Origin of the sequence: Azospirillum sp. (genome assembly GCF_035628975.1) — a bacterium.
Classification (GTDB): domain Bacteria; phylum Pseudomonadota; class Alphaproteobacteria; order Azospirillales; family Azospirillaceae; genus Azospirillum.
Map to the genome: position 1 here is coordinate 59,046 of NZ_DASPIS010000122.1, position 25,373 is coordinate 84,418.

General features: G+C 67.3%; 26 protein-coding genes. 18 read left to right on the plus strand and 8 right to left on the minus strand.

The annotated features are described in order from the left end of the window. Nucleotides 1-7: 7 nt before the first annotated feature. From VD964_RS25965 to VD964_RS25980, 4 genes are all read left to right on the plus strand, one after another. Nucleotides 8-694 carry a TetR family transcriptional regulator gene (locus tag VD964_RS25965; RefSeq protein WP_324871364.1) on the plus strand — a complete coding sequence of 229 codons (687 nt, stop codon included), beginning with the start codon at nt 8-10 and terminating at the stop codon, nt 692-694. A gap of 181 nt (nt 695-875) precedes the next feature. Next, nucleotides 876-1,310: a phasin family protein gene (locus VD964_RS25970; RefSeq protein ID WP_149223471.1), complete on the plus strand. Its 435-nt coding sequence runs from the start codon at nt 876-878 to the stop codon at nt 1,308-1,310. A gap of 172 nt (nt 1,311-1,482) precedes the next feature. Continuing rightward, entirely contained in the window at nt 1,483-1,818 is a 336-nt protein-coding gene (locus VD964_RS25975; RefSeq protein WP_324871365.1) for a tRNA-binding protein, read from the plus strand. 190 nt (nt 1,819-2,008) lie between these two features. Next, nucleotides 2,009-4,009 (plus strand): methyl-accepting chemotaxis protein, encoded by a 2,001-nt coding sequence (locus VD964_RS25980; RefSeq protein WP_324871366.1) that lies wholly within the window; start codon nt 2,009-2,011, stop codon nt 4,007-4,009. Nucleotides 4,010-4,088: 79 nt separating this feature from the next. Here VD964_RS25980 and VD964_RS25985 read toward each other — a convergent pair whose 3' ends face one another. Further along, a complete protein-coding gene (locus VD964_RS25985; RefSeq protein ID WP_324871367.1) occupies nt 4,089-4,829 on the minus strand; it encodes a response regulator transcription factor in 741 nt (246 codons plus the stop codon). Between the two features lie 941 nt (nt 4,830-5,770). Between VD964_RS25985 and VD964_RS25990 the strand changes: the two genes are divergently transcribed. The 4 genes from VD964_RS25990 to der all read left to right on the plus strand — a co-directional run bounded on the left by VD964_RS25990 (nt 5,771) and on the right by der (nt 10,180). Next, the gene (locus VD964_RS25990) at nt 5,771-6,412 is read left to right on the plus strand and encodes a response regulator transcription factor (protein ID WP_324871368.1); all 642 of its coding nucleotides are present in this window, start codon (nt 5,771-5,773) and stop codon (nt 6,410-6,412) included. 295 nt (nt 6,413-6,707) lie between these two features. Continuing rightward, nucleotides 6,708-7,352, plus strand: a complete 645-nt coding sequence (locus tag VD964_RS25995) for a tetratricopeptide repeat protein (protein WP_324871369.1) — start codon at nt 6,708-6,710, stop codon at nt 7,350-7,352. A gap of 9 nt (nt 7,353-7,361) precedes the next feature. Then, the gene (locus VD964_RS26000; RefSeq protein ID WP_324871370.1) at nt 7,362-8,744 is read left to right on the plus strand and encodes a PQQ-binding-like beta-propeller repeat protein; all 1,383 of its coding nucleotides are present in this window, start codon (nt 7,362-7,364) and stop codon (nt 8,742-8,744) included. Nucleotides 8,745-8,785: 41 nt separating this feature from the next. After that, nucleotides 8,786-10,180 (plus strand): ribosome biogenesis GTPase Der, encoded by a 1,395-nt coding sequence (der, locus tag VD964_RS26005; protein ID WP_324871371.1) that lies wholly within the window; start codon nt 8,786-8,788, stop codon nt 10,178-10,180. A 153-nt stretch (nt 10,181-10,333) separates the two neighbouring features. On the opposite strand, the gene VD964_RS26010 is transcribed toward der, so the two are convergent. The 4 genes from VD964_RS26010 to map are packed head-to-tail and all read right to left on the minus strand — an operon-like array spanning nt 10,334 to nt 12,804. Beyond that, complete coding sequence (locus VD964_RS26010) at nt 10,334-10,783, minus strand: cupin domain-containing protein (protein ID WP_324871372.1); 450 nt, start codon at nt 10,781-10,783, stop codon at nt 10,334-10,336. Continuing rightward, a complete protein-coding gene (locus VD964_RS26015; protein WP_324871373.1) occupies nt 10,776-11,369 on the minus strand; it encodes a Uma2 family endonuclease in 594 nt (197 codons plus the stop codon). The genes VD964_RS26010 and VD964_RS26015 overlap by 8 nt, the downstream gene beginning before the upstream one ends. Before the next feature lie 38 nt (nt 11,370-11,407). Beyond that, the gene (locus VD964_RS26020) at nt 11,408-11,998 is read right to left on the minus strand and encodes an NUDIX hydrolase (RefSeq protein ID WP_324871374.1); all 591 of its coding nucleotides are present in this window, start codon (nt 11,996-11,998) and stop codon (nt 11,408-11,410) included. Beyond that, nucleotides 11,995-12,804: a type I methionyl aminopeptidase gene (map, locus tag VD964_RS26025; protein WP_324871375.1), complete on the minus strand. Its 810-nt coding sequence runs from the start codon at nt 12,802-12,804 to the stop codon at nt 11,995-11,997. Before map ends, VD964_RS26020 begins: the two co-directional genes overlap by 4 nt. A 188-nt stretch (nt 12,805-12,992) precedes the next feature. On the opposite strand from map, the gene radA reads away from it, so the two are divergent. From radA to VD964_RS26045, 4 genes are all read left to right on the plus strand, one after another. Then, nucleotides 12,993-14,441, plus strand: coding sequence for a DNA repair protein RadA (gene radA / locus VD964_RS26030; RefSeq protein ID WP_324871376.1), 1,449 nt, complete (start codon nt 12,993-12,995; stop codon nt 14,439-14,441). Between the two features lie 41 nt (nt 14,442-14,482). Beyond that, nucleotides 14,483-15,172 (plus strand): CvpA family protein, encoded by a 690-nt coding sequence (locus VD964_RS26035; protein WP_324871377.1) that lies wholly within the window; start codon nt 14,483-14,485, stop codon nt 15,170-15,172. Between the two features lie 103 nt (nt 15,173-15,275). Next, a complete protein-coding gene (gene purF / locus VD964_RS26040; RefSeq protein WP_324871378.1) occupies nt 15,276-16,724 on the plus strand; it encodes an amidophosphoribosyltransferase in 1,449 nt (482 codons plus the stop codon). An 80-nt stretch (nt 16,725-16,804) separates the two neighbouring features. Further along, complete coding sequence (locus VD964_RS26045; RefSeq protein WP_324871379.1) at nt 16,805-17,512, plus strand: SDR family NAD(P)-dependent oxidoreductase; 708 nt, start codon at nt 16,805-16,807, stop codon at nt 17,510-17,512. Between the two features lie 111 nt (nt 17,513-17,623). Here VD964_RS26045 and VD964_RS26050 read toward each other — a convergent pair whose 3' ends face one another. The 3 genes from VD964_RS26050 to purM all read right to left on the minus strand — a co-directional run bounded on the left by VD964_RS26050 (nt 17,624) and on the right by purM (nt 19,629). Further along, nucleotides 17,624-17,767: a hypothetical protein gene (locus VD964_RS26050; protein ID WP_324871380.1), complete on the minus strand. Its 144-nt coding sequence runs from the start codon at nt 17,765-17,767 to the stop codon at nt 17,624-17,626. A 124-nt stretch (nt 17,768-17,891) separates the two neighbouring features. Continuing rightward, complete coding sequence (gene purN / locus VD964_RS26055; RefSeq protein WP_324871381.1) at nt 17,892-18,545, minus strand: phosphoribosylglycinamide formyltransferase; 654 nt, start codon at nt 18,543-18,545, stop codon at nt 17,892-17,894. 22 nt (nt 18,546-18,567) lie between these two features. Further along, nucleotides 18,568-19,629, minus strand: a complete 1,062-nt coding sequence (purM, locus tag VD964_RS26060; protein WP_324871382.1) for a phosphoribosylformylglycinamidine cyclo-ligase — start codon at nt 19,627-19,629, stop codon at nt 18,568-18,570. A gap of 97 nt (nt 19,630-19,726) precedes the next feature. On the opposite strand from purM, the gene VD964_RS26065 reads away from it, so the two are divergent. The 6 genes from VD964_RS26065 to VD964_RS26090 all read left to right on the plus strand — a co-directional run bounded on the left by VD964_RS26065 (nt 19,727) and on the right by VD964_RS26090 (nt 24,970). Beyond that, nucleotides 19,727-21,112, plus strand: a complete 1,386-nt coding sequence (locus VD964_RS26065; protein WP_324871383.1) for a DUF2066 domain-containing protein — start codon at nt 19,727-19,729, stop codon at nt 21,110-21,112. Next, entirely contained in the window at nt 21,109-21,669 is a 561-nt protein-coding gene (locus VD964_RS26070) for a CDP-alcohol phosphatidyltransferase family protein (protein WP_324871384.1), read from the plus strand. Before VD964_RS26065 ends, VD964_RS26070 begins: the two co-directional genes overlap by 4 nt. Continuing rightward, nucleotides 21,666-22,733, plus strand: coding sequence for an AI-2E family transporter (locus VD964_RS26075; protein WP_324871385.1), 1,068 nt, complete (start codon nt 21,666-21,668; stop codon nt 22,731-22,733). Before VD964_RS26070 ends, VD964_RS26075 begins: the two co-directional genes overlap by 4 nt. A gap of 14 nt (nt 22,734-22,747) precedes the next feature. Next, nucleotides 22,748-23,470, plus strand: a complete 723-nt coding sequence (locus VD964_RS26080) for an HdaA/DnaA family protein (protein ID WP_324871386.1) — start codon at nt 22,748-22,750, stop codon at nt 23,468-23,470. Between the two features lie 21 nt (nt 23,471-23,491). Then, complete coding sequence (locus tag VD964_RS26085; RefSeq protein ID WP_324871387.1) at nt 23,492-24,280, plus strand: SDR family oxidoreductase; 789 nt, start codon at nt 23,492-23,494, stop codon at nt 24,278-24,280. Between the two features lie 207 nt (nt 24,281-24,487). After that, nucleotides 24,488-24,970, plus strand: coding sequence for a MarR family winged helix-turn-helix transcriptional regulator (locus tag VD964_RS26090; RefSeq protein WP_324871388.1), 483 nt, complete (start codon nt 24,488-24,490; stop codon nt 24,968-24,970). Nucleotides 24,971-25,373 lie beyond the last annotated feature (403 nt).

Here is a 25,373-nt window from a genome sequence, read left to right on the forward strand (position 1 = left end):
TGGTGCCATGTCCGACATGTCGTCCGACAAGCCTGAAGACAACAGCTTCCGCTCCGATCCTACCGACCCGGACTCTCTCGATCGCACCGTGGCCGCGGCGGCGATGAGGCTGGCCGCTGAGAAGGGGTGGCGCCGCGTCGGGCTGCTGGAGGTTGCGCATGCCGCCGGCATACCGCTGTCCCGGTTCCACCACCGCTATCGCGGGCGCGCCGACGTGCTGGCGGCGGTGTCGCGGGTCGCCGACGCCACGGTGCTGGCGGGGGACGTGGCCGCCGATCCGACCGAACCGGCGCGCGACCGGCTGTTCGACGTGATGATGCGCCGCTTCGACGCACTGCGTCCCTTCCGGGAAGGCCTGCGTGCCGTGGTGCGCGACCTGCCGGCCGATCCGGCGACCGCTCTTGCATTTTCCTGCGCCTTTGGCCGCTCCATGGCCTGGATGCTGCGCGCCGCGGGGATCGATCCCGACCAGCGTGGCGGGGCAGCCCTCGTCGCCGGTCTCGGCACCGTGCATGCGCGGGTGATGCGGGTCTTCCTGAACGACGACACCGCCGACCTGTCGCGCACCATGGCGGCACTCGACAATGCGTTGCGCGGGGCGGAACGATGGGGCGCGACGTTCTGCCGCTGGACCGGCCGCCGGGGGCCGCTTGGCCGGAGAACCGGGCCGGATTCCATGGCATCAACGGTTTAGACTATGTTGGTCGTGCGGAGGGTAGGGCAATGCGGCATTTTTACCCGCCAAGGTTATGCTGCGGCGCAAAAACCGCATTGACTAACTTTTCGGCACTCTGCATAGTCGGCCAATCAATGTTGCGTCGCAACATGCCCGTATTCCGATGCGGGCAGCAAACACTGATGCTGGGATGAGAAACATGGCCAAGATGAGCGGTAACCCCTTCCTCGAATTCGATCCGTCCAAGCTGATCGGCGACCTCAAGGTTCCGGGCGTCGATATCGAGACCATCATCGCCAGCCAGCGTAAGAACATCGAGGCGGTGACCGCCGCCAACCAGCTGGCCTATGAAGGCTTCCAGGCCATCGTCCGCCGTCAGGCCGAAGTGCTGCGCACCGTGACCGAGGACGTGAACCGCGCCGTCGGTGAGCTGACCGCCGCCGGCACGCCGGAAGAGAAGGCCGCCAAGCAGGCCGATCTGGTCAAGGTCGCTTTCGAGAAGTCGCTGGCCAACATCCGCGAACTGAGCGAGATGATCGCCAAGTCGAACACCGAGGCCGCCGAGATCCTGACCAAGCGCGTGTCGGACAGCCTGGACGAGGTCAAGGCCGCCATCGCCAAGACGAAGGGCTGATCCAGCCTCCGGTCCGCCAGGATCTGCGAAGAGCCGGGTTCTGCGAAGAGGGGTCGCTATCGGCGGCCCCTTTTCCATTACCGGCCGCAAGCTTGCTGGTTTCCGCTTCCGGGTTCCGAGATCGGGGCGGGCGCGCTACCTTGGCGCCCTACTCAACCGGATCGGGACAGCCATGACCATCACCTACGACGATTTCGCCAAGGTCGACATCCGCGTCGGCACCATCCTTGCGGTCGATCCCTTCCCTGAGGCGCGCAAGCCCGCCTACAAGCTGACCATCGATTTCGGCGGCGACATCGGGCCCAAGCGCAGTTCCGCGCAAATCACCAGCCATTACGCTGCCGATGCGCTGGTCGGCCGCCAAGTGCTGGCCGTGGTGAATTTCCCGCCCAAACGTATCGGTCCCTTCACCAGCGAGGTGCTGTGCCTGGGGCTGCCCGATGCCGAGGGTGCGGTGGTGCTGGTGGGTCCTGACCACGCGGTGCCGGATGGCGCGCGTCTGTTCTGACGAGGACAGATTCGAAAACCCTGCGCGTCCAAAAGAAACTCTTCCGGGTTGCAAGAGTTCGTGGTGATTATCGCGACAAGTGGTCGCAGGGCTCGTATGTATTTTAAATGAATGCAGTCTAAACCAGGATGGCATAGTGCGCGCGACTGTGAACTCGCACTTGCAAACTGTTTCCTGGTGGATGGCACTCATGGACGCCCTGCGCGCCTTTGTCGGCCGGCTTTCGATTTCCACGAAAGTCACGGTGTTGAACCTCTTCGGCATGTTGATCCTCAGCACGGCGATCCTGTTCGCGATCGGGCAGGTGATCGTCCGCGACCTGGAACGGCAGGCGATCGAGATGCAACGCCTCAGCATGGACATCGCCTGGTCGTCGCTGAACGAGCGCGGCGGTGCCTTCACCGTCGCCGACGGAAAGCTGCTGCTCGACGGTGTCGTCATGAACGACAACAACGTCGTGGTCGACAAGATCAAGCGCATCACCGGGGGGACGGCGACCCTGTTCCTGGGCGACCGTCGAATCGCCACCAACGTGATGAATGCCGACGGCACCCGCGCTGTCGGCACCACGCTGGCCCAGGGTCCCGCTTACGAGTCGGTGTTGCGCCAGGGCGCCCCCTTCCGCGGCATGGTCGATATCCTGGGCGAGCCCTATTACGCCGCCTACGACCCGATCAAGGACAAGACCGGCAAGCCGGTCGGCATCCTCTATGTCGGCATCAAGAAGGCGGAGGTGTTCAAGACCTTCGACGACAGCATGCGCTTCGCGACGATGCTGGTCGTGCTGTGCGCCGTCGTGCTGGCGGTGCCGGGCTATCTGGTGTCGCGCGGGCTGCTGCGTCCGCTGGGCCAGCTCAGCCAGGTGATGACGGCGCTGTCCTCCGGGGATCTGACCGCCGAAGTGGCGGGTGCGAAGCGGCTGGACGAGATCGGCGCGATGTCGCGCTCCGTCCTGGTCTTCCGCGAAGGCATGGCCGAGGCGGAGCGGCTGCGCGCCGAGCAGGAGCATCAGCGGATCCAGGGTGAGGCGCAGAAGCGCAAGGCCCTCCAGTCGATGGCCGATACGGTGGAGCAGGAAAGCCGCGGTGCAGTCGAGCGGGTCGCCGCCCGCACCCAGGAGATGGACCGCAACGCCGGCGCCATGGCGAATTCGGCCGGATTGGTCGGCTCCAACGCACAGAATGTCGCCGCCGCCGCAGCGCAGGCGCTCAGCAACGCCCAGGCGGTCGCATCGGCCGCGGCGCAGCTGACGGTCTCGATCGAGGAGATCGGCACCCAGGTCGGCCATGCCGCTAGCGTCACCCGTGCCGCCGTCGCCGCCAGCAATCAGACCGAGAGCACCATCGAATCGCTGTCCTCCGCCGTCGGCCGCATCGGTGACGTGGCGGAACTGATCCAGGGAATCGCCGCCCAGACCAACCTGCTGGCGCTGAACGCGACCATCGAGGCGGCGCGGGCAGGGGAAGCGGGCAAGGGCTTCGCCGTCGTCGCCAACGAGGTGAAGAATCTGGCCAACCAGACTTCGCGCTCCACCGAGGAGATCTCGCGCCTGATCACGGAGATTCAGTCCGTCACCGCCCGCAGTGTGGAGGAGGTGCGCAGCATCAGCCGCACCATCGGCGAGATCGACTCCATCTCCGGCACCGTTGCCGCGGCGGTCGAACAGCAGGCGGCCGCGACCCAGGAAATCTCGCGCAATGTCGGGCAGACGGCCAGCGCCGCCACCGACGTGTCGACCCGCATCGACGAGGTGTCGCGCGAGGCCAAGGTGACGGAGGAGCGCGCCGACCTGCTGCGGGCCGGCGCATCGGAGGTCACCCACAGCATCGACGAGTTGATGCATGTGCTGGTTCGGGCGGTGCGTACGGCGACGGAGGATGTCGACCGCCGCAGCCTGCCGCGTTACCGGGTCGATGCCCCATGCACGGTCGAGGCGCCGGAAGGCCGGCTGACCGTGCGGCTGCTCGACATCTCCCGCCACGGCGCCGCGCTGGGCGAGGCCGACGCCGTCGGCAGCCGCGGCACGCTGCTGTTCGACAGCCTGGGCGTGGCGCTGCCCTTCGAGGCCTTCACCCGCGAGGAGGGGGTTGTGCGTGTCCGCTTCCGGCTCGCCGAGATCGACCGCCAGTCCTTCGACGCCCGCTTCGACCGCTTCGAGGAAGCGATGGCGGGCCGGCGCTTGGCTGCCTGAACTCCGGCTGGCTGAGCGGTAGGGCATGGGCCGCCGGACCGGTCACCCGGGGGGCGGTCCCGAACGGTGAGGCCGGGGCTCAGACCCCGGCGCGCCGGGTTGCCGCGGCGTGCATGTGCGGCGGGGTCATGCCGGACCGTGCCTGCTCCAGGGCGCCCTGCTGCCGTGCGGCGAAGACGCCGGCTTCCGTGCGGTTGCGGAAGTGCAGCTTCGACAGCACGCTGCGCACCATCGACTTGATCACCGCCTCCGACAGGTCCAGCGCGTTGGCGATGGTCCGGTTGTTCATGCCTTCGCCCAGCAGGCGTAGGGTCTCGAACTCCGGGTCGGACAGTCGCGGCAGCAGCGTCAGGCGGATTTCGTCCACGCCCAGCCGCGACAGGAACTGCTTGGGCATCAGGCAATGCCCTTCCAGACCGAGATCCAGAAGTTCGTTGATGCGGTCGACGTTCAGATCCTCGAACACCCAGGCATCGGCGAAGGCCAGGATATGGGCGGCGTCCAGCAACTCGCGCGAGGACAGCACCACGACGATCCGGGACCGGCGGGACAGCCGGAGATAGACCATCGGCTCGTTCTCGCGAAGCGCGGTGAACTGCTGCAGGCCGATCAGGATCGCATCCGGCGTCAGCGCGCTCTGGGTCAACTCCCCGATGTCGTGCAGAACCGTCACGCGGTGGCGTCCGCCGCGGTCGAGCTGCTGCACCACGTTCTCGGTCAGCGCGTTGTTGTCGAGGATCAGGCAGACATGCATGGGAGTCACCGCGTTGCGGGTCTGGTGAGATGCTTTCTCATGGGCGTACTCATGGTGTGTGTGCATGGGTCAGCTCTGTCTGGAGGAGGCATCCACGGCCGGCCCGGCTCGGGGCGTCGCCGCCTGCGTCTAAGGGTTGAAACGGAGTCCGGCCGGTTGGCCCAGGCACGTCTTCGGTCAAGATCAAAGCGGTTATGGGAAATTTCCCTGCCAAGTATTTCTGCGTTGTCCGCAGTCCGACGGTCATTCCCGGGAGGGAAATCCTGATCGCACCGCGTGATTTAGAAATGAACTGAGCTCCGCGTAAATCAGGCGATGGATGATCAGCCAAGATCGCTTTTCGTCTCCTTGTTGGTCGCCTCAGGTTTCGAAACGGTAACACCTATGGAATGATGTGTGCTGGCCGGGTCACACGGGAATGCGCGTTGGTACAGGCATCCTTCAGGACTATCCGTTCGGTTTGGTTACGGTTTTCCCTCCTCTCTTGCGCAGCCGAATCGGTGTTAACTGATCGCCTGACACACGAACGCCACAAAGATGGCAAGGTTCCAGAAAAATTCCCGTCGCTAATGGAGACAACAGGTCTCATTTCGAATAATCCCAATAGGGGCAAGTGAATCCAATGAGCCTGCGCGATAACGACATTCGCATCCGCAGCAGAATCTATGACGTTCGTCGGAAGCGTTGCTTTGGCCGGCCATGACCTATGGCCCCTCGAACGGGGGTAGCAGCCTCCAATGACCTATGGCCCTTGTCCGGATACAGAGGCTCTTCCGATCGTGGTATCAGATACCCAACACAGCGAAAACAAGCCAACAACGGCAGACGGCCTTCCGGCCGACACCGGTAAGAGGCCGCATGAACGATCGACCACCAAGTCGTCGACGTGGAGTGAATGGGGTGATCCGGGTGCCGCGGGGGCGCATCGGACAAAAACGACAACAGCCCAGGCGTGAGCCGGCCATCATCGGTCGGGCCGGGGCCGGCGAGCGAGGATGACGGGGACCATGAAGATTCTGATCGGGGATGACCATCTGCTGTTCCGTGAAGGCCTGCGGCGGTTGCTCGAGCAGTTGCAGGGCGATGCCAGCTTCGTCGAGGCCGGGACCTTCGACGAGGTGCTGGACCAGTGCCGCGCGGGCGGCACCTTCGACATCATCCTGATGGACCTGCATATGCCGAACTGGCCGGGTTTCGACGGACTGCGTGAAATCCAGGCGCTGCAGCCGGGCGTGCCGGTGGTGGTGATCTCCGCATCGGAAGCGCTGGGCGATATCCGCGGCGCGCTCGACCATGGCGCGACCGGCTATATCCCGAAGTCGAGCAGCGTGAAGGTCATGATGGGCGCCCTGAACCTCGTGTTCTCGGGCGGCATCTACCTGCCGCCGGGCGCGCTCACCGCCAGCATGGAAGCCGCGCCGCGCCGCCGCACGGTGGAGGTCGCCGACCGCAGCGCCGGTTACGGCCTGACCCAGCGCCAGCGCGAAGTTCTGGAATGCCTGCGCCTCGGCAAGTCGAACAAGCAGATCGCCTATGAACTGGGTCTGTCGGAAGGCACCGTGAAGATCCACGTCACTGCGATCTTCAAGTCGCTGGGCGTCAAGAACCGGACCCAGGCGGTCATCGCCGCTGCCGCCATGTCGGCGTAGGAATAGGGTCGGCTTAAGGAATCGGACGGCTTCGGCCGATCCGGGCAACGATACGGGCTGCGGAACCGGGCCGCGGGGGATCGCCTCCGCGGCCCGTATTTCTTTCGGCGTTCAAGTCTTCTCACCCTTGCGGGAGAGGGAGGCTCTTGACCCGACGGGTTGCCCGATGCTATCCGCCCCTCTTGATCTTGCGGAGCCATCCGTCCGGGTAACCGGTCGGCAAGGCTCCGCTCGACCCGCGCCGCCATCCGGGCCGTGCGCGAAGCCGCCACCGCAAGGACGCCACCGCAGCGCCATGAGCGATATTTTCCGCGAAGTCGACGAGGATCTGCGCCGGGACCGCGCGGAGCACCTTTTCAAGAAGTATGGCGGCGCCATGATTGCCGCCGTCGTCCTGATCGTCGCTGGCACCGGCGGCTACAGCTTTTGGCGCCACTGGCAGGCGCAGAAGAAGGAAGAGCAGACCGCCGCGCTGGTCACCGCCATCGCGCAGAGCGCCCAGGGGCCGGAGAAGGGAGTGGAGGCGCTGGCCGCATTCGCCGGTTCCGCCAACCCCAGCCTTGCCGCCATCGCCCAATTCAATGCCGCGGCCCTGATGATCCGCCAGGGCAAGCCGGCGGAGGCCGCGACCGTCTATGACGGCATCGCCGGCAACGGCTCCGTCTCCGCCGAATACCGCGACCTCGCCACTCTGATGGCGGTGATGCAGCGCACGGACGGCGGCGACCCGGCGCAGCTGACCGCGAAGCTGCAGCCGCTGACCGCCGACGGCAGCCCGTGGCGCTTCACGGCGCGCGAACTGACGGCGGTGCTGGCGGTGCGCGCCGGCGACACGGAAAAGGCCCGCACGCTCTTCAAGCAGCTGGCGGACGACCAACAGGCGCCGTCGGGCGTGCGCAGCCGCGCCGCCGATCTCGCCACCCTCTACGGCAAGGGCTGACCCAACGCCATGACGACCCAACAGGCGATTCTCCGCAAGACGGCGGGCACCAGGTCCCGCAGCATCCGCCGGGCAGCGCTGCTGTCCGCGTCGCTCCTCGCAGTGTTCCTCGGCGGGTGCGACACGCTGGACAGCTGGATGGGCAAGACCCCCGATCCGCCGCTGCCCGGCAAGCGCGTCGCCGTCCTGCAGCGCGAGCGCAAGGTGGAGCCGGACGCGCAGCTTGCCGCCATGGCCGTCACCGTGCCGCCGGCGGTCGCCAACGCCGCCTGGTCGCAGCCGGGCGGCACGCCGGACCATGTGCTGGGCAATCTCGCTCTGTCGGCCAACCCGTCCGACGCATGGCGCGCCGACATCGGTTCCGGTTCCAGCAGCTCGCGCGCACTGCTCGGCACGCCGGTGATCGGTGACGGGCGCATCTTCGCCATGGACGCCGATTCGCACGTCTCCGCCCTGAACGAGCGCAGTGGCCAGTCGCTGTGGCGCGTCGACACCCGGCCGGAGAACGAGCGCGGCGGCGCCACCGGCGGCGGCGTCGCTTATGCCGATGGCCGCGTCTATGCTGCCACCGGCTTTGCGGAAGTGCTGTCGCTCGATGCCGGCAGCGGCAAGGTTCTGTGGCGCAAGCGCATTGCCGGTCCGGTTCGCGGCGCCCCGACCGTCGCCGGCGGCCGGGTGATGGTCATCACGCTCGATAACCAGACCATCGCGCTGTCGACGGACGACGGTTCGGTCCAATGGTCGCACCAGGGCATCCTGGAGACCGCCGGACTGCTCGGCGCCGCCAGCCCGGCCATCACCGGCACGCTGGTCGTCGCCCCCTATTCCTCGGGCGAGCTGTTCGGGCTGCGCCCGGAAAACGGCCGCGTCGCCTGGCAGGACAGCCTGGCCGCCATCCGCCGCACCGGCGCGCTCAGCAATCTGGCCGATATCCGCGGCCTGCCGGTGGTCGACCGCGGCGCCGTCTATGCCATCGGCCATTCCGGCCGCATGGTCGCCATCGACGAGCGCATCGGCGCCCGCATCTGGGAAACGGAGATCGGCGGCGTCAACACCCCCTGGCTGGCCGGCGACTATCTGTTCACCGTCACCAACGACCAGGAGGTCGTCGCGGTGGCGCGCCAGAACGGCAAGGTCCGCTGGGTGGCGCCGCTCGCCCGCTTCAAGGATCCCGAGGACAAGACCGGCCCGATCGTCTGGTCCGGCCCGGTGATGGCGGGCAACCGCCTGTGGGTCGCCGGGTCCAACGGCCAGCTGCTGGGCCTGTCGCCTTCGGACGGCAAGGTGGAGGTGACGCGGTCGCTGCCCACCGGTTCCTACTTGTCTCCGATCGTTGCCAACAACACTCTTTATGTGCTGTGCGACAACGGAACGCTCGTCGCGTTCCGCTGATCGCGGATTTCCTCCGTCTGTTGTGAAAGGCCTTTGGCCCCATGTCGTTCACCGTGGTCCTCGTCGGTCGGCCGAATGTCGGCAAATCGACCCTCTTCAACCGTCTGGCCGGCAAGAAGCTGGCCCTGGTGGACGATACGCCGGGCGTCACCCGTGACTGGCGCTCGGCCCCGGCCCATGTCGGCGGCCTGTCCTTCACGGTGGTCGATACCGCCGGCCTGGAGGATGTGACCGACGACAGCCTGGAGGCGCGCATGCGCCGCCAGACCGAGCAGGCGCTCGCCCGCGCCGACGTCGCGCTGTTCATCATCGACGCCCGCGCCGGCATCACGCCGCTGGACCGCCATTTCGCCAACCTGCTGCGCCGGGGCAAGACCCCGGTGCTGCTGGTCGCCAACAAGACCGAGGGCAAGGCCAGCCAGCCCGGCATGTTCGAATCCTACGAACTTGGCCTGGGCAATCCGATTCCGCTGTCCGCCGAGCATGGCGAGGGCATGGCCGACCTTGTCGAGGCGCTGCTGCCCTACGCCCCGCCCGACGACGGGGGAGAGGCGGAGGAGGCCGATGACGGCTTCGATCCCAGCATCCCGATCGGCGACCAGCCGGAGCCGGAGGAGGATCGCAGCAAGCCGATCCAGATCGCCATCGTCGGCCGCCCCAATGTCGGCAAATCGACCCTGCTGAACAGCCTGCTCGGCGAAGAGCGCGTGCTGACCGGCCCGGAGGCCGGCATGACCCGCGATGCCATCGCCGTCGACTGGGAATGGCGTGACCGCCGGTTCAAGCTGGTCGACACCGCCGGCATGCGCCGCCGCGCCCGCGTCGACGAGAAGGTCGAGAAATTGGCGGTCGCGGACAGCCTGCGCGTCATCCGCATGGCGAATGTCGTCATCCTGGTCGTCGATGCCGGCGCCATCCTGGACAAGCAGGACCTGACCATTGCGCGCCTGGTGATCTCCGAGGGCCGCGCCCTGGTGATCGCCATCAACAAGTGGGACGCGGTGGATGACCGCGCCATGGCGCTGCGTCAGGTCGAGGACAAACTGGAGGCGACGCTCGGCTACATCAAGGGCGTGAAGGTCGTCACCATCTCGGCGCTGAAGGGCCACAAGCTCGACACGCTGCTGGACGGGGTGCTGGAGACCTACACCGTCTGGAACCGCCGCATTCCCACCGCGCAGTTGAACCGCTGGATCGAAGGCGTCCTGGAACACCATCCGCCGCCCCTGGTGGAAGGCCGCCGGGTCAAGATCCGCTACGTCACCCAGGTGAAGACCCGCCCGCCGACCTTCGCCCTGTTCGTGAACAAGCCGCTCGACCTCCCGGAAAGCTATCAGCGCTACCTGACCACCCACCTGCGCGACAGCTTCGACATGCCCGGCGTGCCGGTGCGGTTGCTGCTGCGCAAGGGCAAGAACCCGTACGCGGAAGACTGAGCGGGGGAGGGGCGTCGTGCCCCCTCCCTCCCACGCTCGCGCGTGGGTCCCTCCCTCCCCCGCCTTTGGCGGGAGAGGGTAGATTAGCAATGCGGCGGCAGTCCCCTCTCCCGCGATCGGATCGGCCTATGGCCGACCGAGTGCGGGGAAGGGTTAGGGAGGGGGCAAAACGCCCCCCGGCTCCCACCCCTCCGGCGCCATCCTGAACCCGGCGAACTCGAAGGCCGGTGCCACGGTGCAGCTCACCAGCGACCAGCCGCCAAGGCTCCGCGCCGCCTGCCAGGCACCGACCGGTACCACCGCCTGCGGCCGCTCGCCGCCTTCGATGTCCATCCCCAGCCGGCAGCGCTCGACCGCACCGCCTCCCTCATAGACCGACAGCTCCAGCGGCGCTCCGCCATGCCAGAGCCAGATCTCCACGGCATCCACCGCGTGCCAGTGCGACTGCTCGCCCGCCCGCAGCAGGAAGTAGATCGCGGTGACGGCCCCGCGTCCGCCATCGGCAGCCGCCCGGTGGGTCTCGACGTAACAGCCCCCCTCCGGATGCGGCTGCAGACCCAGCAATTCGATCAGCCGCTCGGCGGACAAGGCGCGTTCAGGCATCGTCGTTCTCGCCCACATGGATGATCAGGTCGAAGGACACTCGTGTGTCCTCATAGATCGCCGCCAGCGGCAGCCTCACCTCAAGCGCCGGGATCGACAGCACTCCCTCTCGCCCGGAAATCAGTTCATGTGTCCAGCCGTCCCCCGCGCGCCGGAAGCTTTCCACCACCGCCACCCGCTGATGGACCAGAACATATTGGGTCAGGGAGGGCAGGGTGCGGTAAGCGGCGCTCTTGGTGGTATGGTCGTAGCTGGAGGTGCTGTCCGACAGCACTTCGACGATCACCGTCGGCTCGGTCGCCAGCCTATCGCGGTCGTCCAGCGCGGCGCAGGTGACGAAGACATCCGGATAGAACACCGACTCGTCGGCCCGGATGCGCATCGTCTCCTGGAATACGCGGCAGGGCGAGCCGCGCAGATCCGCCCGGAGAGCGGAATAGACGTTACCGGCGATCTGGTTGTGCGCGACCGTCCCGCCGACCATTGCCACGATCTCGCCCTGAAGGAATTCATGGCGGCTGTCCTGCCGATCCTCCCAAACCAGAAACTCGTCCAGCGTCATCCGGCGGTGTTTGCGCAGGGCCATGACCGCCCTCCCGGTCGGTGAAAGATTACTTGGTCATTTTACACCGACCGCGTCCGCGCCGCCATGCCCAGCCCCTCGCGCAACTCCGGCATCAGCATCGCTCCCAGCATGGCGATCACCGGCAGCACCGCGTAGTCGCCGCGCGCCGCCGCGTCGATCAGGTCGCGGGTGCTGTGCAGCTCGATCCGCATGTCCTCGAGGTCGCCATTGTCGGGCTCCGCCACCTTCCGGGCACCCTTGGCGTGGAACATGTGGCAGGTGCTGCCTTTCGAGTTGGCTCCGACCACGAAACCGCCCAGCGCCGTCCAATCGTCGGCGGCATAGCCGGTCTCCTCCAGCAGCTCGCGCTTGGCGGCGGTCAGCGGATCCTCGCCGGGTTCGATGGCGCCGGCCGGGAAGGTCAGGCTGACGCGCCGGGCACCATGCTTATAGGTGCGCAGCATCACCACCCGGCCATCCGCGGTCTCGACATACATCAGCGCGAAGTCGGGCTGGTCGAGCTGGTAGAAATTCTCGACCGTCCGCCCATCCGGCAACTGGACGGTCTCCGCCCGCACCTTCAGATAGGGGCTGGCGTCCAGCAGGTCGCGGCTGCCCAGCACCTCCCAAGGCTTCTGTTCGTCACTCATGCGGCGTTCCCATAGGGAGGCTGGGTGTAGCCGGCGGGCGAGAGGGTAAAGATCTCGCAGCCGTCCTCGGTGATGCCGATCTGGTGCTCGAACTGCGCCGACAGCGAACGGTCGCGGGTGACCGTGGTCCAGCCGTCGGACAGGATCTTCACCTCATGCCGGCCGGCGTTGATCATCGGTTCAACCGTGAAGACCATGCCGGGGCGCAGCTCCACGCCGGTGCCGGGCTTGCCGAAATGGTCCACATGCGGCGCGTCGTGGAAGACCTGCCCGATGCCGTGCCCGCCGAAGTCGCGGACGACGGAACAGCGCGCGGCTTCCGCCATGGTCTGGATGGCATGGCCGATGTCGCCCAGATGGTTGCCCGGCTTGGCCTGGGCGATGCCGGCCATCATGCAGCGCCAGGTCAGGTCGACCAGTTTGCGCGCCTTCACGCCGATCTTCTCGCCGACGAAATACATGCGGCTGCTGTCGCCGTACCAGCCGTCCAGGATCACGGTGACGTCGATGTTGACGATGTCGCCTTCGACCAGCTTCTTGTCGTCGCTGGGGATGCCATGGTTGACGATGTGGTTGGGGGAGATGCAACTGCTGGCCGGATAGCCGTGATAGCCCAACGTCGCCGGAATGCCGCCGCGGTCGCGCTGGAACTCCTCGATCAGCTTGTCGAGCCTGCCCGTGCTGACGCCCGGCACCACGAAGGGCGTGATGTAGTCCAGCGTCTCGGCCGCCAGCCGGCAGGCCTTCCGCAGCGCCGCGAATCCCTCCGGACCGTGCAGCACGATCCGCTTGCCTTCCTTGTCCATCAAACCGTCATCCGTCACGTAAATCCTCTGACCGTATTTCAGCCGCTGCGCCCATCCGCAAACCGCGCAACAAGCTATCACGCCACAGGTCTGAAAAAAGCCCCTGCATTCCACCCCTGCAAGCATAGGATTCGGCGGATCGGCTTGCTATATGTGGCGGGCCTTATCCCCATCGGACTACCAGACCTTTGGCGAAGCCCACCACCCGATATGTCTGCCAGGCCTGCGGCGCCTCCTTCCCCAAATGGGCGGGCAAGTGCGACGCCTGCGGCGAATGGAACAGCCTCGTCGAAGAGGCCGCACCCGACAGTGCGCCCAAGGGGCTCGGGTCAGCCCGTGGCCGCCGCATCGACTTCGTTGGCCTTCATGGCAACAGCGAGGCGCCGCCGCGGCGCATGACCGGCATCGCCGAATTCGACCGCGTGTGCGGCGGCGGGCTGGTCCCCGGATCGGCCATCCTGATCGGCGGCGATCCCGGTATCGGCAAATCGACCCTTCTGCTCCAGGCCATGGCACGGCTGTCGCAGGACCACCGCTGCGCCTATGTCTCGGGCGAGGAGGCGGTGGATCAGGTGCGGCTGCGCGCCCAGCGCCTGGGCTGCGCGTCGGCTCCGGTGGATCTGGCCTCGGCCACCAGCGTGCGCGACATCGTCGCCTCGCTGGACGACGCCAAGGGGCCGGAGGTGATCGTCATCGATTCGATCCAGACCATGTATATGGACAATCTGGACAGCGCCCCCGGCACCGTCGCTCAGGTCCGCGCCAGCGCGCAGGAGCTGATCCGCGTCGCCAAGCGGCGCGGAGTCGTCCTGCTTTTGGTCGGCCATGTCACCAAGGAAGGCATGATCGCCGGTCCCCGGGTGCTGGAGCACATGGTGGACACCGTCCTCTATTTCGAAGGTGAGCGCGGCCACCAGTTCCGCATCCTGCGCGCGGTGAAGAACCGCTTCGGCCCGACCGACGAGATCGGCGTGTTCGAGATGGGCGACGCCGGGCTGGGTGAGGTCGCCAACCCGTCCGCCCTGTTTCTGGCCGAGCGGCGCGGCGACGTGTCGGGCGCAGCCGTCTTCGCCGGGATGGAGGGCACCCGCCCCGTGCTGGTCGAAGTGCAGGCGCTGGTTGCCCCGTCGCCGCTCGGCACGCCGCGCCGGGCGGTGGTCGGCTGGGACTCGGCCCGCCTTGCCATGGTCCTGGCGGTGCTGGAGGCGCGTTGCGGCGTGCAGATCGGCGCCAACGACGTCTATCTGAACGTGGCCGGCGGCCTGCGCATCACCGAACCGGCCGCCGACCTCGCGGTCGCCGCGGCACTTGTCTCGTCGCTGACCGGGGAGCCGGTTCCGGCCGACGCGGTGGTATTCGGCGAGATCGGCCTGTCGGGCGAGGTCCGCGCCGTCGGCCAGAGCGACACGAGGCTGAAGGAGGCGGCGAAGCTCGGCTTCTCCTCCGCCATCTTCCCGGCGAGACGGACCGGCAAGAAGGGCAGCCGCGGCGACAACGGCCTGAAGACGGTGGAACTCCAGCAATTGGGCGAGCTGATGCCGCTGTTCCAGGCGCAGGGCTCCTCCGGCCGGCCGCCCTCGCGACGCGGCCATGACGACAACGACACGCGCCGCTGGCGCGACGACGAATTCATCTGACGCCACCCCTCAATCGGCATCTCAATTATCGGCACAGGGCAATGGACAACCTTCCCGTCAATCCGGTGGACATCGTCGTCATCGCCGTCCTGCTTCTGTCGGCGCTTCTCGCCTTCAGCCGCGGCATGGTGGCCGAAGTGGTGTCGGTCGCCGCCTGGGCCGGCGCTGCGGTGATCACGCTCTACGCGCTGCCCCATGTCCTTCCCTATGCGCAGATCTATATCCGGTTCGAGATGCTGGCCTACGCCGCTTCCGCGGTCGGGGTGTTCATCATCGCGTTGATCGTGCTTTCCCTGTTGGGCCGCAGCCTGTCGCGCGGGGTGCAGGCCTCGGCCCTGTCGGCGCTGGACCGCACGCTAGGCTTCGTTTTCGGCTTGGTGAAGGGCGGGGTGCTGGTGTCGATCGCCTACCTGTTCTTCCTGTGGCTGGTGCCCAACCCGGCGGAACAGCCGGTCTGGCTACAGGAGGCGAAGACACGTCCATTCCTCGCAAAGGGGGCGGAGACTCTCTACGCCTTCGTTCCGGAGAACCTGCGCAGGGAAGGGCTCGGCCAGATGGACATGGCGCGCGACCGCGCACGTCAGGCGATGGAGGCCAAGCAGGCGCTCGACCGCCTGTCGACGCCGGTACCCAGCCCCGCGAAGACCGGGGGTGCACCGGCACCCGATACCGGTTATAAGGACCGCGACCGCGCCGACCTTGAAAGGCTGATGCAGAACAACGCCCGCTGAGCTTGACCGCTCGGTTTCGGCGCTATCGACGTTTGTGGACCGTTTCTTTCCGTTGCATGTGCTGACGCGCCCCCGGCGCCTCTTGGACGAAGGACTTCTGGTGATGCTGACGACGCATCCGTTCGACGACGACAAGCTGCGCGAAGAGTGCGGCGTGTTCGGCATCTACGGCAACCCGCAGGCGGGCGCCATCACGGCGCTGGGCCTGCATGCCCTGCAGCACCGCGGGCAGGAGGCGGCGGGCATCGTCAGCTTCGACGGCGGCCGCTTCCACCTGCAGCACACGCTGGGCCTGGTCGGCGACCATTTCAGCTCCGAGGCGATCATCGCCAAGCTGAAGGGCGCCAGCGCCATCGGCCACGTGCGTTACGCCACCACCGGCGATACCTCCATCCGCAACGTCCAGCCGCTCTACGCCGATTTCGAGTTCGGTGGCTTCGCGTTGGCCCACAACGGCAACCTGACCAACGCGCAGACCCTGCGCCGCCAGCTGGTCCGTCGCGGCTGCCTGTTCCAGTCCTCCACCGACACCGAGGTGATCGTCCACCTGATGGCGACGGCCCGCGGCGGCTCGCCGGTGGATCGCCTGATCGAGGCGGTCCGGCAGGTCGAGGGTGCCTTCTCCCTGGTGGCGCTGACCTCCAAGGAAGTGATCGGCGTGCGTGACGCTCTCGGCGTCCGTCCGCTGGTGCTGGGCCGGCTGGGCGACACCCACATCCTGGCGAGCGAGACCTGCGCCTTCGACATCGTCGGTGCCGAATATGTCCGCGACGTCGAGCCGGGCGAGATGATCGTCATCGACGCCGGCGGCGTGCACAGCCTGCGCCCGTTCCAGCCGCAGCAGCGCCGCCTGTGCATTTTCGAATACATCTACTTCGCCCGTCCCGACAGCGTGATGGAGGGCACCTCCGTCTACGAGGCGCGCCAGCGCATCGGCCGTGAGCTGGCCCGCGAGGCCGGTGTCCCCGCCGACGTGATCGTGCCGGTCCCCGACAGCGGCGTGCCCGCGGCGCTGGGCTATGCCCAGGAAGCCGGCGTGCCCTTCGACCTCGGCATCATCCGCAATCATTATGTCGGCCGCACCTTCATCGAGCCGACCGACCAGATCCGCCATCTGGGCGTGAAGCTGAAGCACAACGCCAACCGCGCGATGATCGAAGGCAAGCGCGTCGTGCTGGTGGACGACTCGATCGTCCGCGGCACCACGTCGAAGAAGATCGTCGAGATGGTGCGTGCCGCCGGTGCCGCCGAGGTGCACATGCGCATCTCCAGCCCGCCGACCTCGCACCCCTGCTTCTATGGCATCGACACGCCCGAGCAGGGCAAGCTGCTGGCCCACCGCATGACGGTGGAGCAGATGCGCGAGTTCATCCAGGCCGACAGCCTCGCCTTCATCTCGCTCGACGGCCTTTATCGGGCGATGGGCGATGAGAAGCGCGATCCGGCAAAGCTCGGATACTGCGACGCCTGCTTCACCGGCGATTACCCGATCCCGCTGACCGACGCGCTGGAAAATCCGCCGGTCGAGGCGAACGTCGCCGTCCGCGCCTGACCCCAAAAACCCTCCCCCCGCAACGGGGGAGGATTTTTAATATGTGAACGAACAATAATCCCAGGAAACGAGTCGTCCCCATGTCCCGTCTCTCCGGCCGCATCGCCCTCGTCACCGGCGCATCGCGCGGCATCGGCGCCGCCGTCGCCAAGCGCTTTGCCGCCGAAGGCGCCCATCTGGTCCTGGTCGCCCGCACCGTCGGCGGGCTGGAGGAGACCGACGACGCCATCCAGAAGATCTCCGGCCAGTCGGCGACCCTGGTGCCGATGGACCTGCGCGACTACGACAAGATCGACCAGCTCGGCCACGCGCTGTACGAGCGGTTCGGCAAGCTGGACGTGGTCATCGGCAATGCCGGCGCGCTGGAGGCGCTGGGTCCCGTCGCTCAGTATGACCCGAAGCTGTGGTCGCGGGTGATGGACCTGAATGTGACGGCGAACTATCGCCTGATCCGCTCGATGGATCCGCTGCTGCGCGCGTCCGGCACCGGCCGTGCCGTCTTCGTCACCTCGGCCGCTGCCAAGGCCCCGCACCATTACTGGATGCCCTACGGAGCCAGCAAGGCGGCGCTGGAGATGATCGTCAAGACCTATGCGATGGAAGTCGCCAGTTCCAGCGTGCGTGTCAACCTGATCGATCCGGGCGTGGTCGCGACCAAGCTGCGCACCCAGGCCTTCCCGGGTGAGGATCCGACGAAGATCACCCAGCCGGATCAGGTGACCGAGCGATTCGTGGAACTGGCCGAGGCCGACTGCACCAAGCACGGCGAACTGGTTCTGGCGCAGTAACCGGCCCCGACCCGTTGTCGTAGGACCTTCCTCCCGATCCTTCCCCGGAACCGGCAGACGCCGGGCGGGGAAGGACGGATGGAAACGAATGCGCGTTCCGGCCTTCGGCCTTTACAGGGTGAAGATCGCCAGCAGGACCAGCACCGCGATGACGCCCGCGATGCTGAGCTTCATGAATTTGGTGAAGGCGATCCAGGTCGCCTGATGGGTACGTACGGTCTCTTCACTGACCGGGTTGGGACTCACGGCCGCCATATCGATCAATCCTCCAACAGTTTCTTTTGCCCGCAATTCTGACGCAGGCGTACGGAAACGCAACAGATTCCGAGCGGAACCGTCAACTATGCCGGAAGGATAGGGGCCGGAAGGAAGAACCCGCCTAAAGGGGCGGGTTGAGAACGGTCGCCAGTTCAGGCAGAGGCCCGTCGATCCGCACCAGATCGCCGTCGACGCGGGCGCGACCCTCCGCGATCAGGCGGACGGCATGGGGATAGAGCTTGTGCTCCGCCTCCAGCACCCGGTCGGCCAGACGATGGGCATCATCGCCGGGCAGGACCGGAACGGCGGCCTGCGCGATGATCGGACCATCGTCCATCGCCGGGCGGACATGATGGACGGTGCAGCCATGGAAACGGACGCCGGTGGCCAGCGCCCGCTCATGGGTGTCCAGGCCCTTGAAGGAGGGCAGCAGGGACGGGTGGATGTTGATGAGCGCATCCTGCCAGCGCCCGACGAACCAGGGCGACAGCAGCCGCATGAAGCCGGCGAGGCAGACCAGCTCGACGCCGGCCTGCCGCAGCCGGGCGTCCATCGCCGCCTCGAAGGCCGGCTTGTCGCCGGGATAGTCGCGGTGGCTGACCACCGCGGTGGCGATCCCGGCCGCGGAGGCACGTTCCAGGCCGAAGGCATCGGCCTTGTTGGACAGCACCAGTGCGATCTCGGCCGGGAAATCGGGCGCGGCGCAAGCGTCTATCAACGCCTGCAGATTGCTGCCGCGCCCCGAGATCAGGACGCCGAGCTTCAACTTGCTCATCGAACCTATCCTTGGGCGTCCCTTACGCGGTCCAGGCCGCGTCCATGCCGTTGACGGTCACGCGGGCGTCGCCGTCCTTCAGCGCGGTGACGGTGCCGACGGTGTAGACCGTCTCGCCGCCCTCGCGCAGGATGTCGATGGCCTCGTTCGCCTTGTCGGCGGGAACCACCACGACCATGCCGAGGCCGACGTTGAAGGTGCGCGCCATCTCGTAGGGAGCGATGCCGCCGGTCTTCATCAGCCAGGAGAAGACGGGGGGCAGCGCCCAGGTCGAGGCGTCGAGCACCACACCCAGCCCGTCGGGAAGAACGCGCGGAATGTTCTCGATCAGGCCGCCGCCGGTGATGTGGGCCATGGCACGGACCGTGCCGGCGCGCACCGCCTTCAGCGTGCTCTTCACATAGATGCGGGTCGGCGTCAGCAGGGCCTCGCCCAGCGACTTCGACTCGTCCCACGGGCAGGCGGCGTCATAGCCGAGCCCCGACTTTTCCACCAGCTTGCGCACCAGCGAATAGCCGTTGGAATGCACGCCGGTGGACGCGAGGCCGAGAACCACGTCGCCCGCCTGGACGGTGGAACCGGTCAGGGCGTGCTGGCGTTCCACGGCACCGACTGAGAAACCGGCGAGGTCGTAATCACCTTCGGAATACATGCCCGGCATCTCGGCGGTCTCGCCGCCGACCAGCGCGCAGCCGGCCTGACGGCAGCCTTCGGCGATGCCGGCGACGATGTCGCGTCCGGCGGCCACGTCGAGCTTGCCGGTGGCGTAGTAATCCAGGAACAGCAGCGGCTCCGCGCCCTGGACCACCAGATCGTTGACGCACATGGCGACGAGGTCGATACCGACGGTGTCGTGACGGTTGGCGAGAATCGCCACCTTCAGCTTGGTGCCGACGCCGTCGGTCGTCGCGACCAGGAGCGGATCCTGGTAGCCGGCGGCGCGCAGGTCGAACAGGGCGCCGAAGCCGCCCAGGCCCGCGTCGGAGCCGGAACGCGCGGTGGAGCGGGCAAGGGGCTTGATCGCTTCGACAAGCGCGTTGCCCGCATCGATGTCCACACCGGCCTGCTTGTAGGCGTCGGACATGTTATAGGACTGGGTGCTGATGGTATCCTCGCTTGGGCTGAGCTATATACCGGGCCTTGGGCTCGGGCCGAACATACTCGAATCGGAAGGCTTTGCAATGCTCCACCGCCGCCGCGCGCCGCTCCTCGCCGGTCTTGCTGCCATGTCCACCGCTCTGGTCCTGACCATGACCGGGCCGGCGGGTGCGCAGACCGGTTCCCCGCCGCCGGCCGCCGCCTCTGCCGCCGCCTCTGCCGCCATGCCGTCCGCCTCCGACCCGTTCGCGGTGTCGGGCGTCCGGGTCGACATCAACGGCAGCAATCCGACCACGGTCCGCGACCAGGCGATCCGCGAGGCGCAGGCCAAGGCCTGGGCGGAGCTCTACCGCCGCCTCGTCCCCGGCGGCACCCCGCCGCGCCTGTCGGACAACGAGATCGCCAGGCTGGTCCAGGGCTTCGAGATCGACGAGGAAAAGGTGTCGGCCAGCCGCTATGTCGGCGCCATCACCGTGCGGTTCCGCCCCAATGCGGTGCGCGATGCGCTCGGCCAGAGCGGCGGCGCCACCCAGTATGTCGAGCCGCCGTCGCGTCCCTTCGTCATCCTGCCGGTGACCCAGACCGATGGGCGCACCATCCTGTGGCAGGACCGCACCCCCTGGCGCGCGGCATGGGAAGCGCGGCAGCCCGCCGCGTCCCTGGTGCCGCTGGTCGTGCCGGACGGCGAACTGACAGACGCGCAGGCGATCAGCGGCGAGGACGCCATCGCCGGCAATGCCGAGGCGCTGGGCCGCATCGCCCAGGCCTACAAGGCCGGCGGGGTCGTGGTCGCCCGCACCGATCTGCCGGCCAACGGCCCGGATCCGGCGCGCGGCATGACGGTGGACGTCACCCGCTATGGGCTGGACGGCACGCGCGACAATCAGGTCGTGCAGGTGAAGGGCGGCAGCAGCGCCGACGACGTGCTGACCCGCGCGGTCGCCGCGGTCGGCACCCAGCTGGACGACTCCTGGCGGCGCGAGCACACCACGGCGACTGGCCCGGAGCACAACACCCTGGTCCGCATTCCGCTGTCGGCGGTGAACGACTGGGTGGAAACGCGCAAGCGCCTTTCCTCCGTCAATGCGGTGACCCGGACCAACCTCATGTCGATCAGCCGCAGCGAGGCGCTGATCACCCTGACCCATCGCGGCGATCCCGACCAGCTGGCCCAGGCGCTTGCCCGGCAGGATCTGGGCTTTGCGCGTACGGCCGCGGCGGCTCCGGCCGCCTATCCCGCTGCGCCGCTGCCGGTTCCCTCCGCCGATTGGCAGCTGACGCTGCTGCCGCGCGGGTCGGGAGCCGCGTCGGCCGGGGCCGTTCCGTCCGCGGCGTCTCCGGTCGCGTCTCCGACCACGCTGGCGCCGTCGGCGCCGCTGGATGCCGGCGTTTCCGGCGGATCGGTGGGCGGCACGCTGGGCGCTCCGCCGCGCAATCTGGGAACGCTGCCGGCCAAGAGCGCGCCGTGAGCGTTCCGAACATCATCACCTTCCTGCGCATCGTGGCGGTTCCGGCCGCGATGTACATGATCCTGACCGGCAAGATGGAGTGGGCCTTCGCCCTCTTCGTCGCCGCCGGCCTGTCCGATGCGCTGGACGGCGCCATCGCCCGCATGTTCCGGGCGCGTACGGTGCTGGGCGGCTACCTCGACCCGCTGGCCGACAAGGCGCTGATCGTCGGCGTGTACGTCGCGCTGGCCTGGGTCGGATCGATCCCGCTGTGGCTGGCGATGATGGTGATCTTCCGCGACATCATGATCATCGGCGGCGTCATCCTGCTGTTCACGCTGAAGGAGACCTTGGCGATGCAGCCGCTCTACGTCAGCAAGGTGAACACGGTGGTGCAGATCGCGCTTGCCGCCGCGGTGCTGGCGCCGCCGGCGCTGGGCCTGCCGGAAATCCATCTGTACGGGTGGGAGCTGGTCGATGTGCTGGTCTACGCCTGCACGGTGACCACGGTGCTGTCCGGACTGCTGTACGCACGGCGCGGTGCCCTGCTGTTCAACCGGCTCGGCGGCGTTCCGTGACGTCGGCCAAGCAGCTCCGTTTCTGGCTGATCGGGCTCGGACTGTTCGTCCTTGCGCTGTGGCTGCTGGCCGACATGCTGCTGCCCTTCGTGGTGGGGCTGGCCATCGCCTATCTGCTCGACCCGCTGGTCGACCGGCTGGAGCGGGCGCGGCTGCCGCGCTGGCTCGGCACCACGCTGGTGCTGCTGGGATTCCTGCTGGTCCTGGTGCTGATGGCGCTTCTTCTGGTGCCACTGGTGCAGGGGCAGATCTCCCACCTGCTGGAGGTGCTGCCGACCTACGCCACGCTGGTGAAGGAGCGGCTGATCCCGGCGCTCGACCGCTTCATCCATCGGCTTCCGGCCGACGATGTGGAGCGGCTGCGCGCCGCCGCCGGCAATTATGCCGGCGAGGTGGCGGGGATGGTAGGTCGCATCGTCAGCCGCATCCTGTCCGGCGGCGTTGCCGTGTTCGACATCGTGACCCTGATGTTCATCACCCCCATCGTCGCCTTCTATCTGATGCGCGACTGGGACGTGATGGTGGGGAAGGTCGATTCGTGGCTGCCTCGCCAGCACGCCGAGACCGTGCGCGAGCAGGCGCGCGAGGTGAACGTGACCCTGTCCGGCTTCGTGCGCGGGCAGGCGATGGTCTGCCTCGTGCTGGGTGTCTTCTATGCGCTGGCGCTGTCGGCGGCGGGGCTGGATTTCGGGCTGGTGATCGGCCTGATGGCCGGGATCCTGTCCTTCATTCCCTATGTCGGCAGCCTGTTCGGCTTCGTCGCGAGCACCGGGCTTGCCCTGCTGCAGTTCGACGAGCTTTGGCGGGTCGCCGTCGTGGTGGGCATCTTCCTGTTCGGGCAGGCGGTGGAGGGCAATGTCCTGACGCCGAAGCTGGTCGGCGACAAGGTCGGGCTGCATGCGGTCTGGGTGATGTTCGCCCTGCTGGCTGGCGGTAGCCTGTTCGGATTCGTCGGCGTGCTGCTGGCGGTTCCGGTGGCTGCGGTGATCGGCGTGTTGACCCGCTTCGCGTTGCGACAGTATCTCTCAAGCCCGTACTACCGCGGCATCGACGCGGAACGCTGATTGGGTGTGTCCGCATGAGCTTGCCGGCGCAGATACCGCTCGACCTCGGGCATCGGACGGCGATGGGCTGCGAGGACTTCCTCGTGGCGTCCAGCAATGCCGACGCGGTGGCCTGGCTCGACCGCTGGCCGTCCTGGCCCGCTCCGGCGCTGACCGTGTTCGGGCCGGCCGGCTGCGGCAAGACCCATCTGTCCCAGGTCTGGCGCGCCCGCAGCCATGCCGTCATCACCAGGGGCGATATGCTCGACTCGGGCGTGGTGCCGGGGCTGCTGGCGCCCGCCAACGCCGTGGTGGTCGAGGATGCCGATGCGGTGTCCGGCAGGCCCGAGCGGGAAGAGGCGCTGTTCCACCTCTACAATCTCGCCCGCGAGCAACAGGGCCACCTTCTGCTGCTGTCGCGCAAGGCCCCGTCGCGCTGGCGCACGCGGCTGGCCGATCTGCGGTCCCGCATCAAGGGGGCGCCGGCGGTCGAGGTTCGTCCGCCCGACGACGCGTTGCTGGCCGCCGTGTTGGTGAAGCTGTTCGCCGACCGGCAGTTGCGGCCGGGGCTGGAGGTCATCACCTACCTGCTGGCGCGGATGGAGCGGTCGCTGGACTTCGCCCGCCGGCTGGTGGCTGCACTGGACCACGCATCGCTCGCCGCCCATCGCGGCGTGACCGTGCCGTTGGCGCGCGAGGTCCTTTCGGAACTGCAACGGACGGAACCGCAACGATCCGGTTCCAAAACGACACGCTAAGAACATAAGGAAGGGACGAGCATGGACCTGGGTATCGCCGGCCGCCGCGCCATCGTCTGCGCCGCCAGCAAGGGGCTGGGCCGTGCCTGCGCCTTCGCGCTGGCCCGCGAAGGCGTGCATGTCACCCTGACCGCCCGCAACGCCGATGCGCTGGAGGCGACGGCGGAGGAGATCCGCAAGGCGACCGGCGGGGCCGGCGCCACCGTCACCACCGCTGCCGGCGACATCACGACGGAAGAGGGACGGGCCGCGGCACTCGCCGCCTGTCCGGAGCCGGACATCCTGGTCAACAATGCCGGCGGGCCGCCGCCCGGCGATTTCCACGACTGGGACCGCGAGGACTGGATCCGCGCGCTGGACGCCAACATGCTGGCGCCGATCTTCCTCATCAAGGCGACGGTGGACGGGATGATCGCCCGCCGGTTCGGCCGGATCGTCAACATCACCTCGGCCGCGGTGCGGGCACCGATACCGATTCTCGGTCTGTCGAACGGTGCGCGCAGCGGCTTGACCGGATTCGTCGCCGGACTGTCGCGCCAGACGGTGAAGCACAACGTCACCATCAACAATCTGCTGCCCGGCCCGTTCGAGACCGACCGCCTGCGCAAGACCATGGAAGGCGGAGCCAAGGCCGCCGGTCGCAGCATCGACGAAGAGATGGACCTGCGCCGCAAGGGAAACCCCGCCGGTCGATTCGGTGATCCGGAGGAATTCGGGGCCGCCTGCGCCTTCCTCTGCGCTGCGAGTTCCGGTTTCATGACAGGCCAGAACATCCTTTTGGACGGCGGAGCCTACCCGGGCACCATGTAAAGGGGCGGTCGAGGGGCAGGAAAGCCCCCACGTCTCAAGTTTGTCCCTCCAATTCGCATCAAAATCCGCCCATCGTCACAGGCCATTAAGAAACGACCGCGGGAAAAGGGCTTCGGCACCGCTTCCCCGGTCCGCCGGTTCGCAAGTGCGGCGGTGCCGCGGCGACCGGACAACGGCTGACAAGCCACTGGCACAGGAACGATGAGCATGCAGCAGAGCGTGGCGGCCCCCGCGGTCTACACCGACCTTGGCCGCGTCATGGAAAGCATCACCCGGCGCTTCCTCGACGTGCTTCGGATGGAACTGGCCCGGATCGGTGTGACCGACCTCAGCCCGACCCAGGCCTTGATGCTGCTGCACATCGGCACCGAGGAACTGTCGGTCCGCGATCTTCTGGAGCGCGGCTATTACCTGGGCTCCAACGCCTCCTACAATCTGAAGCACCTTGTGGAAGCCGGCTATGTCGACCGCAGCCCGTCCCTGCGCGACCGGCGGGCCGCGCGGCTCAAGCTGTCCGAACAGGGGCTGGCCACCTGCGAGGCGTTGAAGAAGCTGGAAACGGCGCGGGCCGACAGCCTGTTGCGCAGCGACAGCGACGGCGCCGATTTCGAGACCACCTACCGCACCCTGCGGCGGCTGGAGCGCGCCTGGACCGACCTGATCCGCTACGACGACGCCGATCCAGCCTGAGTTTCGGCCCGAAATTTTCGAACGTCCGACACGTAATCTTATACCCACCTACCCGTTCGATCTGTGTCCGGAAGGGAACACCCGCGCTCATAACGGGAACATAGGCAGAACTGCGCAGTTGCCGTTCCGCGTCTGTTCTGGTAGCTATACCGGAACAAGACACGAACAATGGAGGTTGGCATGTCGGTTCTGGCTTTCCTGCGTGAATGCATGACCCTCGCCCTGTTCCTCGCCGTGCTCTATGGCTGGGCAACGGTCGGGCCGATTCTGATCGGCTGAGCAGGCCTATGGCGTCGGGGCGCCTGCCCCTTCGGAAGAGGTCCTCGAACGAGGGATGCCGCGTCGGTATTATATCCGAAATCCCAGCCCACCCCGGCCGGCGCAGCGCTTACATCGGGAACAC

What these genes read in the sequence shown, in the direction of transcription:
- VD964_RS26090 (WP_324871388.1), top strand. Translation starts at nt 24,488, where the DNA reads ATGCAGCAGAGCGTGGCGGCCCCCGCGGTCTACACCGACCTTGGCCGC.
- VD964_RS26010 (WP_324871372.1), bottom strand. Translation starts at nt 10,783, where the DNA reads ATGCCTGAACGCGCCTTGTCCGCCGAGCGGCTGATCGAATTGCTGGGT.
- map (WP_324871375.1), bottom strand. Translation starts at nt 12,804, where the DNA reads ATGGACAAGGAAGGCAAGCGGATCGTGCTGCACGGTCCGGAGGGATTC.
- purM (WP_324871382.1), bottom strand. Translation starts at nt 19,629, where the DNA reads ATGTCCGACGCCTACAAGCAGGCCGGTGTGGACATCGATGCGGGCAAC.
- VD964_RS25980 (WP_324871366.1), top strand. Translation starts at nt 2,009, where the DNA reads ATGGACGCCCTGCGCGCCTTTGTCGGCCGGCTTTCGATTTCCACGAAA.
- VD964_RS26050 (WP_324871380.1), bottom strand. Translation starts at nt 17,767, where the DNA reads ATGGCGGCCGTGAGTCCCAACCCGGTCAGTGAAGAGACCGTACGTACC.
- VD964_RS26000 (WP_324871370.1), top strand. Translation starts at nt 7,362, where the DNA reads ATGACGACCCAACAGGCGATTCTCCGCAAGACGGCGGGCACCAGGTCC.
- purF (WP_324871378.1), top strand. Translation starts at nt 15,276, where the DNA reads ATGCTGACGACGCATCCGTTCGACGACGACAAGCTGCGCGAAGAGTGC.
- VD964_RS25970 (WP_149223471.1), top strand. Translation starts at nt 876, where the DNA reads ATGGCCAAGATGAGCGGTAACCCCTTCCTCGAATTCGATCCGTCCAAG.
- VD964_RS25975 (WP_324871365.1), top strand. Translation starts at nt 1,483, where the DNA reads ATGACCATCACCTACGACGATTTCGCCAAGGTCGACATCCGCGTCGGC.
- VD964_RS26080 (WP_324871386.1), top strand. Translation starts at nt 22,748, where the DNA reads ATGAGCTTGCCGGCGCAGATACCGCTCGACCTCGGGCATCGGACGGCG.
- VD964_RS25965 (WP_324871364.1), top strand. Translation starts at nt 8, where the DNA reads ATGTCCGACATGTCGTCCGACAAGCCTGAAGACAACAGCTTCCGCTCC.
- VD964_RS26020 (WP_324871374.1), bottom strand. Translation starts at nt 11,998, where the DNA reads ATGAGTGACGAACAGAAGCCTTGGGAGGTGCTGGGCAGCCGCGACCTG.
- VD964_RS26085 (WP_324871387.1), top strand. Translation starts at nt 23,492, where the DNA reads ATGGACCTGGGTATCGCCGGCCGCCGCGCCATCGTCTGCGCCGCCAGC.
- VD964_RS25990 (WP_324871368.1), top strand. Translation starts at nt 5,771, where the DNA reads ATGAAGATTCTGATCGGGGATGACCATCTGCTGTTCCGTGAAGGCCTG.
- VD964_RS26035 (WP_324871377.1), top strand. Translation starts at nt 14,483, where the DNA reads ATGGACAACCTTCCCGTCAATCCGGTGGACATCGTCGTCATCGCCGTC.
- VD964_RS26045 (WP_324871379.1), top strand. Translation starts at nt 16,805, where the DNA reads ATGTCCCGTCTCTCCGGCCGCATCGCCCTCGTCACCGGCGCATCGCGC.
- VD964_RS26015 (WP_324871373.1), bottom strand. Translation starts at nt 11,369, where the DNA reads ATGGCCCTGCGCAAACACCGCCGGATGACGCTGGACGAGTTTCTGGTT.
- der (WP_324871371.1), top strand. Translation starts at nt 8,786, where the DNA reads ATGTCGTTCACCGTGGTCCTCGTCGGTCGGCCGAATGTCGGCAAATCG.
- VD964_RS25995 (WP_324871369.1), top strand. Translation starts at nt 6,708, where the DNA reads ATGAGCGATATTTTCCGCGAAGTCGACGAGGATCTGCGCCGGGACCGC.
- purN (WP_324871381.1), bottom strand. Translation starts at nt 18,545, where the DNA reads ATGAGCAAGTTGAAGCTCGGCGTCCTGATCTCGGGGCGCGGCAGCAAT.
- VD964_RS25985 (WP_324871367.1), bottom strand. Translation starts at nt 4,829, where the DNA reads ATGCACACACACCATGAGTACGCCCATGAGAAAGCATCTCACCAGACC.
- VD964_RS26065 (WP_324871383.1), top strand. Translation starts at nt 19,727, where the DNA reads ATGCTCCACCGCCGCCGCGCGCCGCTCCTCGCCGGTCTTGCTGCCATG.